The following is a 9,949-nucleotide window of genomic DNA, read 5'->3' as shown; positions in this document are numbered from 1 at the left end:
TGATAAAAGTATTTCTATATGATTTTATGGGATTTATCAATCTTGATTATTTAAAAATGTTACTAATTTTTCAATTGCTTTTCCTCTGTGGCTAATTGCTCCTTTTTCTATCATGTCCATTTCAGCAAATGATTTTTTGTATCCTTTTGGCATAAAAATAGGGTCGTAGCCAAAACCACTATCTCCTTGTTTTTTTGTTAAAATTTGCCCTTTACAAATGCCTTCAAATATATATTGTTTTTGGTTCATGTTCAAGGCAATTGCGGTTCTAAATTGGGCTTCTCTATTTGTAGTTTCACCTAAATTGGTTAATAATTTATTCATATTAGCCTCCGCATTGTTTTCTTTACCCGCATAACGTGCAGAAAAAACGCCAGGCTCGTTGTTTAAAGCTTTTACTTCTAAACCTGTATCATCGGCAAAACAATTATAGCCAAATTTTTCAGTAATATAATTTGCTTTTAAAATAGCATTTCCTTCTAAAGTGTTGGCGGTTTCCGGAATGTCATCAAAACAATTAATATCAGCTAAACTAATAATTTCAAAGTTGGTTAACATTGCCTGAACTTCTTTTAATTTATTGGCATTGTTAGTGGCAAAAACTAGTTTTAATTTATTCATGATGGTAAGGTTCGTTTTTTAAAATGGTAAATGCTCGGTAAATTTGCTCAACAATAAATAAGCGAATCATTTGATGCGAAAAGGTCATTTTTGATAATGAAATTTTCCCTTTTGCTATTTTGTAAACAGCTTCAGAAAAACCATAAGGTCCGCCAATTACAAGTACTAATTGTTTAACTCCAGCATTCATTTTTTTTTGAAGATAGGTAGAGAAATCAATTGATCTAAGTTCTTTTCCCTTTTCATCTAATAAAATTAACACATCGGTAGGTGCTATTTTCTTTAAAATTAATTCGCCTTCTTTTTCTTTTTGTTCCTGTTCACTTAAGTTTTTAACCTTTTTTAAATCAGGAATAATATCAATTTCAAACTGAATATAATGCTTTAACCTATTCTGATACGTTTCAATTAAAGTCTGTAAATTTTTATCATCGGTTTTCCCGATTGCCAGTAATTTAATTTTCATTTGGCAAATATAAAAAGAATTAAAGTTGAAACTTTTGAAAATAAAAAAGTTATTTTTGTTTGAAAATTACGCATACAATGATTACAAAAGAACAATTTGAAAATGAACTAGATTTAATAATTGCAAATGCTATAAGGGAAGATGTTGGCGAAGGCGATCATAGCTCATTAGCATGTATTCCAATTGAAGCGACGGGTAAAGCAAAATTGTTGGTAAAAGAAGACGGAATTATTGCAGGTGTAGAAATGGCAAAACGTATTTTTAAGTATGTAGATAAAGATTTAAAAGTTGAAACCTTGATAAATGATGGAGCAGAGGTAAAGTATGGCGATATTGTTTTTTATGTAGAAGGTAGTTCGCAATCCATTTTAAAAGCAGAACGATTGGTGTTGAACATTATGCAACGAATGAGCGCAATAGCAAAAAAAACCAACCAATTTGCAAAACTTTTAGAAGGAACAAAAACTAAAATTTTAGATACCAGAAAAACAACGCCTGGCATTAGAGCTGTTGAAAAATGGGCTGTAGTTATTGGAGGTGGCGAAAACCACCGGTTTGCTTTGTATGATATGATTATGCTAAAAGACAACCATATAGATTTTTGTGGAGGCGTTGCAAAAGCTATTTTAAAAACGCAGCAATACTTAAAAGACAATAAGCTAGATTTAAAAATTATTGTGGAGGCAAGAAGCATTGAAGAAATTAAAGAAATATTAGCAGTTGGTGGTGTTCACAGAATTTTAATAGATAATTTTGATTACGAAGGAACGCGAGAAGCTGTTAAATTAATAGGTAATAAATGCCAAACCGAATCATCAGGAGGTATTAATTTGCAAACTGCCAGAAAATATGCCGAATGTGGTGTAGATTATATTTCATCGGGTGCTTTAACACATTCTGTTTATAATATGGATTTAAGTTTAAAAGCTGTTGATTAAAAAAAGGCTAGAGTAGTAAAGGAACAAAGGGACAAAGGGACAAAGGGACAAAAGGAGAAAGGTAACTGAAATCAGTAAATTGCTTCTATGAAAAAGATAAAAACATATAGAGAGTTGATAGTTTGGGAAAAATCTATGTCTCTAGTAAATCAGATTTATAAAGTTTCCAAACAATTTCCAAACGATGAGAATTTTGGATTAACCTCTCAATTAAGAAGAAGTGCAGTATCAGTTCCAAGTAATATTGCGGAAGGTTATGGACGAAATAGTTTAAATGATTATATTCGATTTTTAAATATCTCTGTAGGTTCATTATATGAAATTTAAACACAAATTGAAATCGCTTTTAATTTGGAGTATGTAGAAAAAAGGCATTTTGAAGAACTTTATGAAAACACTAAAGAAATTGAGAGAATGATGTCGAGTTTAATAAGAAAACTAAAAGAAAAAAGAACTAATCTATAAAAAAACTTTGCACCCTTGAACCTTTGAATACTATGTGCCATTAAATATGACAAAACCAGTAGAAGATAACCTAAATAAAATTCCACTTGTAAAATGGATTGTTAAACTTGGAAAAAGTATTATTATTCCAGGGTTGTCGGGTATGTCTTTATACGATGTTATTGAAATGTATTTTATTGGAATATTAAAAGGTGCATTAACATCGCGCGCAGGAGGAATTTCTTTTAGTTTTTTTATGGCGTTATTTCCTTTTTTACTATTTATTCTTACACTAATTCCGTATGTTCCAATAGATAATTTTCAAAGTGATTTTTTATTCACACTTCAAAAAATATTACCACCAAATACGGCAGAATCGGTTGATGTTGTTATTAATGATATTATAAATAACAGGTATGGAGATTTGTTATCCTTTGGTTTTATAGCTTCCATTTTTTTAATGACCAATGGCGTAAATGCTATTTTAGGAGGTTTTGAGTACTCTTACCACGTTACAGAAATGCGTAATATTATTCGGCAGTATTTTGTATCTATGGGAATGGCAATACTATTATCACTTACCTTAATATTTACTGTGGCAGTTTTAGTGTATTTTGAAATTGGTATTGCTAATTTAAAAAGTAAAGGTTGGCTAGAAGATGACTTGTTTTGGATAGAAAAAGGGCAATTTTTATTTTTTGTATTACTAATTTTTGTATCCGTTTCTTTTTTATATAAATACGGAACCAAAGAAGTAAAACACTTGTCGTTTTTTAATGCTGGTTCCATATTAACAACCTTATTAACCTTATTAATGTTCAAGTTATTTGGTATTTATGTATTAAAGTTTGCAAATTATAATCAGCTATATGGTTCCATAGGAACATTATTAGTATTAATGTTATTTGTATGGTTAAACTCTATAATATTATTGTTAGGTTTTGAGTTGAATGCAAGTATAAACAGACTTAGAAGATTTCATATTAAAGAATAAATAAATTATAATGAAAGTAATAGCAATGATTCCTGCTAGATATGAAGCAAGCAGATTTCCTGGAAAATTAATGAAAGATTTAGCTGGTAAAACAGTTATTTTAAGAACCTATGAAGCTACAAAGCAATCCAATTTGTTTGATGAGGTTTTTGTAGTTACGGATAGTGATATCATTTTTAATGAAATTACTAAAAACGGAGGGAAAGCAATAAAAAGTATAAAAGAGCACGAAAGTGGTAGCGACAGAATTGCGGAAGCTATTGAAAATTTAGAGGTTGATATTGTTGTAAATGTACAAGGCGATGAACCTTTTACAAAAACAGAACCTTTATCAAACTTGTTACATGTTTTTAAAACAGATTTAAAAAAAGAAATTGATATAGCATCTTTAAAATTTAAAATGAATGATATAGAAGAAATCAACAATCCGAACAACGTAAAAGTTGTAACCGATGAAAATGATTTTGCTATGTATTTTTCGCGTTCACCAATTCCATATCCAAGAGAAGCAACTAAAGCAGTATATTTTAAACATATTGGTATTTATGCTTTTAGAAAAGAAGCGTTAATGAAGTTTACTAAGCTGCCAATCAATCAATTAGAAGCGGCTGAAAAATTGGAAAATCTTCGTTTTTTAGCCAATGGTTTAACTGTAAAAATGGTTGAAACCAATGAAATAGCTATAGGAATTGATACACCAGAAGATTTAGAAAAAGCCAATGCTATTTTTAAAATAAAAAAATAATGAGCATTTCTCCAGAAACCATCTTTAGTATTTTAATAGGAATAGGGCTTGCGGCATCAGTCGGATTCAGAATATTTGTGCCGCTATTTGCGTTAAGTTTAGCCTCTTATTACAATATAATTCCTTTAAATGAAAGTTGGCAATGGGTTGGAAGTTCAAATGCATTGTTATTATTAGGAATCGCCACTATAGTAGAAATTTTAGCCTATTTTATTCCTTGGTTCGATAATTTACTCGATACCATAGCAATTCCGCTAGCAGCAGTTGCAGGAACCGCAGTTATGGTAGCAACCGTAAGCGATTTAAGTCCGGTAATAACTTGGGCATTAGCAATTATTGCTGGTGGAGGAACGGCTACAGCTATAAAAGGATCAACAAGTACATCGCGTTTAGCGTCAACCGCTACAACTGGTGGAATTGCTAATCCAGTAATTTCAACAATAGAAACAGGTTCATCCATTGCAATGTCTGTTTTTTCCATTTTTTTACCAATTGTAGCAATAATATGTGTAGTCATTATTTTTTGGCTCATTTTCAAAGTATTTAAATTATTTAACCCTTTAAAAAAATAACTAATGAGTTCTATAAATAAAGAGCCAAAAGATTTTATAAAATCGTTACAAATTATTCATTTCGGATTATTATCTACTGTTGTAATTTTCTCAATTTTTGTAGCTTTTACAAGAAAAGACCAACTGTTTTTCTCGTATCAGCAAGATAGGGAATTTTTATTTTTAGCAATCATTATTGCATTTGCAGGAAACTTAATAAGTAAATTTTTGTATGCTAAATTAATACAAAATATAGCTGAGAATGATAATTTATCTCAAAAAGCCATAAAATATAGTAGAGCACATATTTTTAGAATGGCATCGTTAGAATTTCCAGCGTTTATTTGTGCTTTTTTTGTTTGGTACACCAATAATAGTTTTTATTTTATTTTGGTTGGCATTTTGGTTTTAATGATGTTAGCTGTTTATCCAACAAAAACAAAGTTTGAAAATGACGTCCCTTTAACAAGTAAAGAAAAATCAATGTTAGAAAAACTTTAATTAGTTTTTTAAATTTCGGATATTTGCACACTAATTTTTTATAATGGCACAAAAACCAAGTATACCAAAAGGAACTCGTGATTTTTCACCAACAGAAGTTGCAAAACGTAACTATATTTTTTCTACTATTCGTCAAGTTTTTGAAACGTATGGATTTCAACCAATTGAAACGCCAAGTTTTGAAAATTCTGAAACCTTAATGGGGAAATATGGCGATGAAGGTGATCGATTGATTTTTAAAATATTAAATTCTGGAGATTATTTTAAAGATATTCAAAAACAAGTAATTGGTAATTTGGATTTTGCCAATACCTTTTATCAAATTTTTGATGCGATTCAATATTTAGAAGATAGAAATTCTGAATCAAATTACGAAGAATATATTAACGATTATATTGAAACGTACAACGAACTTACTGCTGAAGAAAAAAAAATGCTTCTTGATTATTTTACACTTAATAAGAAAGAATTTATTGCATTTTATGAAAATGTTGAAGTAACAGATAATGAAGAGGAATTAGAAGATAAGTCGTACTTCAAAGAAAATTTTATAGAAGAAATAGTAAAACCAAACATAAGTGTATTACTAAATTCTACCAAAGCTACAGCTTCAATTTCTGAAAAAGCATTGCGTTACGATTTAACTGTGCCTTTTGCACGTTATGTTGTGCAACATCAAAATGAAATAGAGTTTCCTTTTAAACGTTATCAAATGCAACCCGTTTGGCGTGCAGACAGACCGCAAAAAGGACGTTTTAGAGAGTTTTATCAATGCGATGCAGATGTTGTTGGAAGTAAAGGTTTATGGCAAGAAATTGAGTTTGTTCAATTATATGATGCTGTTTTTAGTAAGTTACGCTTAACCGGTGCGACTATAAAGCTTAACAACAGAAAAATATTAGCAGGAATTGCAGAAATTATTGGTGAAGCAGATAAATTAATTGATTTTACAGTTGCTTTAGATAAGTTAGATAAGATTGGCGCTGAGGGAGTTACTAAAGAAATGTTAGAAAAAGGTATTTCTGAAACTGCAATTGAAAAAGTGCAGCCATTATTTAGTTTTAATGGTACAAATCAAGAAAAATTAAACCAATTACAAGTATTGTTGGCAGATTCTGTAGAAGGAACAAACGGTGTAAACGATTTACGTTTTGTAATTGATAATATTGAAATTTTAGGCTTGCAAAGTGCAAATTTAGAGATTGATGTAACTTTGGCAAGAGGTTTAAATTATTATACAGGAGCAATTTATGAAGTTTCTGCACCAAAAGGAGTTCAAATGGGATCAATTGGAGGTGGAGGAAGATATGACGATTTAACGGGTATTTTTGGATTAAAAGATATGAGTGGCGTTGGAATATCTTTTGGGTTGGACAGAATTTATTTAGTATTAGAAGAATTAAATTTATTTGATGCTGTTGAGTTGCCAAAACCTAAAGTTTTGTTTGTGAATTTTGGAGATAAAGAGGCTGCATATTGTATGAAAGCTTTGGCTAAACTAAGAGAAAACAACATTAAATCAGAGTTATATCCTGATAGCTCTAAAATGAAAAAGCAAATGAATTATGCCAATAAAAGAGAAATTCCTTTTGTGGTAATTGTTGGCTCTTCAGAAATTGAAAAGAATAAATATACAGTAAAAATAATGCAAACTGGTGAGCAACAAGAGTGTAGTTTAGAAGAATTACTAAAAATCACCCAATAACTTTAAAACAATTTGTAAGTTTGCAGACTAATAATTAAATCATGTTTGAAAGTAAAAATATAATGACAAATAAGATTGATGAAAGAGGAGATGATCACGTAGGATCTTCTGCTAAAACACCTTTAAGAGCAGATGCTTTTGAAATATCGGATGAAGAAAAAAGAAATCGTATTGAAGCAAGTGTACGAGATATTTTAAATACATTAGGAATGGATTTACAAGATGACAGCCTAAAAGGAACTCCAAGAAGAGTTGCTAAGGCTTTTGTAAATGAACTTTTTTCTGGATTAAATCCTGTTAATAAACCAAAATTATCAACCTTTGATAATAACTATAAATATGGTGAAATGTTGGTAGAAAAAAACATTACAGTCTATTCTACTTGCGAACATCATTTATTACCAATTGTAGGTAGAGCACATGTTGCTTATATTTCTAATGGAAATGTAATTGGCTTATCTAAAATGAACCGAATTGTAGATTATTTTGCAAAACGCCCACAAGTACAAGAGCGTTTAACCATGCAAGTAGTACAAGCATTACAAGAAGCATTAGGAACAGATGATGTGGCTTGTGTAATTGATGCAAAACATTTATGTGTAAATTCTCGAGGAGTACGCGATATTGAAAGCAGTACAGTTACTTCAGAATTTGGAGGGAAATTTAAAGATAAAGACGTTCGTAGAGAGTTTTTAGATTATATAAAAATGGATACCAAATTTGGTGATATTCAGTAAAATACAGTTACATAAATAAAAAAAGCACCATTTATTGGTGCTTTTTTTAGTACATTGATTCTAAATAAAATTTTATGAAGATAATTATAGCCATAGCAATACTTTTTGCTTTTATTGATTTTAAAGTATCAGCGCAAGAATCAAATCAACAAAAAGAAACCACTTTACAACTGTTAAAGGAAGATTGTTTATTAATTTTAGGAGGTGTAAAATACGCATACACGCAACCATTTAAATGGGAAAAAGACGATTTTTTAACAGCTGGAGGAATAGTTGCTGGAACTGCACTTATGTATATTTATGATGAGCAAACGAGTGAATATTTTGTAAATCAAAGTGAGGGTGCACCACAAATGTTAAAAGAATTTGGGTGGTATTATGGTAGTCCACAAAACTTTTTTATGATTTCGGCTGGAATTTATGGATATGGATTATTTGCTAAAGATGAGGCATTTAGACATACAGGAGTATTAATTATTTCTTCAGCTGTAGCTACCGGGCTTATACAAACAATAAGTAAAAATGCTTTTGGTAGAGCAAGACCTTCTCAAGATGTTGGAAGTAGAGAATTTAAATTTATGAGTAAGGAATCTGGTTATCACTCATTTCCATCAGGTCATTCAATTTTATCGTTTACAGCTTCACACGCAATAGCAAAACAATTTGAAAATATTTGGGTAAAAGGAGGTATTTATGCTGTTGGTTTAATTGCTCCTGTTTCTAGATTATGGGAAGGTGCACATTGGTTAACTGATGTTACCTTAGGAATGGTGTTAAGTGTTGTTATTGTTGATGGTATAGATAATTTTTTACAAGAAAAAAAGGAAAGTAATAAAGAGAAACTGATTAACTGGAATGTAAATATTGGCGTAGGTTCTATTGGTTTACGTGGTACTTTTTAACTTAATGAGGTGCTAAAATTTGAAAGGGTACCATTGGTATATTTCTAATTATCCAAAATATAATTACAATAATTAAAACAATTATAGGTGTTTTAGGGTGATAAGTATAGTTGTAAATATTCTTCTTAAAAATATAATTATAAGCTATTATTAAAAAATGATAAGCAATAAATAACAATCCTAAAATATACAATACATTTTGTTTAGCAACTGCAATAAAATTTAAATTTAATAAATAATGCGTTGCTCGTTGACTTCCGCAACCAGGGCAGTAAAAGCCAGTTGTTAAATACAATGGACATTTAGGTAAAAAATTTACGGTACTTGGATTTATTGTGTAATATAAAATTAACAATGCAATTCCTAAAATAAGAATGGCATAGTATTTAAGTTTTATATTTTTTAGTATTTTAAAATTCACCAGATTGCAGTAACGTAAAACCTCCTAAAACAACTATAAAAACAACCGTTAATACAGCTAAAATTAAACCTGAAATAATAGATGCAATCACCCAGTTTTTTGCACTTTTTGAAGCTTTAATTGCTCCGTTGTAATTCTCACTTGAAAATTTAGAGTTTACTTGCGCAGCATAAATAATACTAATAATTCCAAATGGTTGACAGCAAAATATTGTTACCAAAATAGCTTCAACTAAATAATTTTTTGGTTGATGAGGTTTCATTAAAAATCGATTTTATTTAAAAAAATAAAATCGAAGATACAATTATTTATATCGAATTATTAATAAGTTTGAAAATAAAATGTATTTCACCTGCAATTTGTTGATTGGTTTCTAAATACTTTTGAGATTGATATAGCGAATTATCAAATGTTTTTGGATCATTAAATGGTAAATAAAATCTTTCAATAGCTTCAGGAATAAATGGACAATTTTCATCGGCATTTGAACAAGTTAGTATTGCAATATATGGTTTTTTAATCTGCTCGTCATCGTATAATTTTGAAAAACCTATAATTGGATTTACACCATTTTTATAATTAATAGCATATACTGGATTTTGATGTGAAAATTCAACTATTTGAAATGAAAATCCAACTTCTTGCAGTGTTTTAACGGTATTTCTGTAAAAAGAAGTTACAGAGGTTCCACCTGAAAAACATTTAACCTCAGATAATTTAAAATAGTTTGCTGCATAACTAGCCCAAACTTGAGATAATTGACTTCTTCTGCTATTATGTGTGCATATAAAATTAAGATTTACTCGCTTGTTAACTCTTAATTGTGAGGCTATAAAATTGGCAATAGACTTTAATAATTGCTTTCTGTTTTCATCAATTTTTAAATTTTCTAAAGCAGTTTTAAAAAAATGTTCTGTATTTATG

General features: G+C 29.7%; 13 protein-coding genes and 1 pseudogene. 9 read left to right on the top strand and 5 right to left on the bottom strand.

The window, feature by feature from the left end:
* Positions 1-36: 36 nt before the first annotated feature.
* Entirely contained in the window at positions 37-621 is a 585-nt protein-coding gene (locus tag ABY298_RS12405; RefSeq protein WP_372746377.1) for a non-canonical purine NTP diphosphatase, read from the bottom strand.
* Positions 614-1,087: a 23S rRNA (pseudouridine(1915)-N(3))-methyltransferase RlmH gene (gene rlmH / locus ABY298_RS12400; RefSeq protein ID WP_372746376.1), complete on the bottom strand. Its 474-nt coding sequence runs from the start codon at positions 1,085-1,087 to the stop codon at positions 614-616. Before rlmH ends, ABY298_RS12405 begins: the two co-directional genes overlap by 8 nt.
* 77 nt (positions 1,088-1,164) lie before the next feature.
* Between rlmH and nadC the strand changes: the two genes are divergently transcribed.
* The 9 genes and pseudogenes from nadC to ABY298_RS12355 all read left to right on the top strand — a co-directional run bounded on the left by nadC (position 1,165) and on the right by ABY298_RS12355 (position 8,604).
* Positions 1,165-2,025 (top strand): carboxylating nicotinate-nucleotide diphosphorylase, encoded by an 861-nt coding sequence (nadC, locus tag ABY298_RS12395; RefSeq protein WP_372746375.1) that lies wholly within the window; start codon positions 1,165-1,167, stop codon positions 2,023-2,025.
* Positions 2,026-2,112: 87 nt separating this feature from the next.
* A pseudogene (locus ABY298_RS12390) lies at positions 2,113-2,490 on the top strand (four helix bundle protein).
* A gap of 46 nt (positions 2,491-2,536) precedes the next feature.
* Positions 2,537-3,463, top strand: coding sequence for a YihY/virulence factor BrkB family protein (locus ABY298_RS12385; protein WP_372746374.1), 927 nt, complete (start codon positions 2,537-2,539; stop codon positions 3,461-3,463).
* A gap of 10 nt (positions 3,464-3,473) precedes the next feature.
* On the top strand, positions 3,474-4,208 hold the full coding sequence (gene kdsB / locus ABY298_RS12380; RefSeq protein WP_372746373.1) for a 3-deoxy-manno-octulosonate cytidylyltransferase: 735 nt from the start codon (positions 3,474-3,476) through the stop codon (positions 4,206-4,208).
* A gap of 5 nt (positions 4,209-4,213) precedes the next feature.
* Positions 4,214-4,780, top strand: a complete 567-nt coding sequence (locus ABY298_RS12375; protein ID WP_372746378.1) for a DUF4126 domain-containing protein — start codon at positions 4,214-4,216, stop codon at positions 4,778-4,780.
* A gap of 3 nt (positions 4,781-4,783) precedes the next feature.
* Complete coding sequence (locus ABY298_RS12370) at positions 4,784-5,260, top strand: hypothetical protein (protein WP_372746372.1); 477 nt, start codon at positions 4,784-4,786, stop codon at positions 5,258-5,260.
* A gap of 43 nt (positions 5,261-5,303) precedes the next feature.
* On the top strand, positions 5,304-6,965 hold the full coding sequence (hisS, locus tag ABY298_RS12365; protein ID WP_372746371.1) for a histidine--tRNA ligase: 1,662 nt from the start codon (positions 5,304-5,306) through the stop codon (positions 6,963-6,965).
* 62 nt (positions 6,966-7,027) lie between these two features.
* A complete protein-coding gene (gene folE, locus ABY298_RS12360) occupies positions 7,028-7,702 on the top strand; it encodes a GTP cyclohydrolase I FolE (RefSeq protein ID WP_372746370.1) in 675 nt (224 codons plus the stop codon).
* Between the two features lie 74 nt (positions 7,703-7,776).
* A complete protein-coding gene (locus ABY298_RS12355; RefSeq protein WP_372746369.1) occupies positions 7,777-8,604 on the top strand; it encodes a phosphatase PAP2 family protein in 828 nt (275 codons plus the stop codon).
* Between the two features lies 1 nt (position 8,605).
* On the opposite strand, the gene ABY298_RS12350 is transcribed toward ABY298_RS12355, so the two are convergent.
* From ABY298_RS12350 to ABY298_RS12340, 3 genes are all read right to left on the bottom strand, one after another.
* A complete protein-coding gene (locus tag ABY298_RS12350) occupies positions 8,606-9,025 on the bottom strand; it encodes a DUF2752 domain-containing protein (RefSeq protein WP_372746368.1) in 420 nt (139 codons plus the stop codon).
* Entirely contained in the window at positions 9,015-9,287 is a 273-nt protein-coding gene (locus tag ABY298_RS12345) for a CD225/dispanin family protein (RefSeq protein WP_372746367.1), read from the bottom strand. Before ABY298_RS12345 ends, ABY298_RS12350 begins: the two co-directional genes overlap by 11 nt.
* Positions 9,288-9,333: 46 nt before the next feature.
* Positions 9,334-9,949: hypothetical protein (locus tag ABY298_RS12340; protein ID WP_372746366.1), on the bottom strand; the 616-nt coding region annotated here is incomplete at its 5' end.

Origin of the sequence: Lutibacter sp., assembly GCF_041596795.1 — a bacterium.
Lineage (GTDB): Bacteria > Bacteroidota > Bacteroidia > Flavobacteriales > Flavobacteriaceae > Lutibacter.
The sequence above is the reverse complement of the archived record's forward strand: the minus strand, read 5'-3'. Positions and strand labels throughout refer to the sequence as shown.

Bases quoted from the DNA above. Each gene is read 5' to 3' on its own strand.
- nadC (WP_372746375.1), top strand. From the start codon at position 1,165: ATGATTACAAAAGAACAATTTGAAAATGAACTAGATTTAATAATTGCA.
- ABY298_RS12370 (WP_372746372.1), top strand. From the start codon at position 4,784: ATGAGTTCTATAAATAAAGAGCCAAAAGATTTTATAAAATCGTTACAA.
- ABY298_RS12385 (WP_372746374.1), top strand. From the start codon at position 2,537: ATGACAAAACCAGTAGAAGATAACCTAAATAAAATTCCACTTGTAAAA.
- ABY298_RS12345 (WP_372746367.1), bottom strand. From the start codon at position 9,287: ATGAAACCTCATCAACCAAAAAATTATTTAGTTGAAGCTATTTTGGTA.
- rlmH (WP_372746376.1), bottom strand. From the start codon at position 1,087: ATGAAAATTAAATTACTGGCAATCGGGAAAACCGATGATAAAAATTTA.
- folE (WP_372746370.1), top strand. From the start codon at position 7,028: ATGACAAATAAGATTGATGAAAGAGGAGATGATCACGTAGGATCTTCT.
- hisS (WP_372746371.1), top strand. From the start codon at position 5,304: ATGGCACAAAAACCAAGTATACCAAAAGGAACTCGTGATTTTTCACCA.
- kdsB (WP_372746373.1), top strand. From the start codon at position 3,474: ATGAAAGTAATAGCAATGATTCCTGCTAGATATGAAGCAAGCAGATTT.
- ABY298_RS12355 (WP_372746369.1), top strand. From the start codon at position 7,777: ATGAAGATAATTATAGCCATAGCAATACTTTTTGCTTTTATTGATTTT.
- ABY298_RS12405 (WP_372746377.1), bottom strand. From the start codon at position 621: ATGAATAAATTAAAACTAGTTTTTGCCACTAACAATGCCAATAAATTA.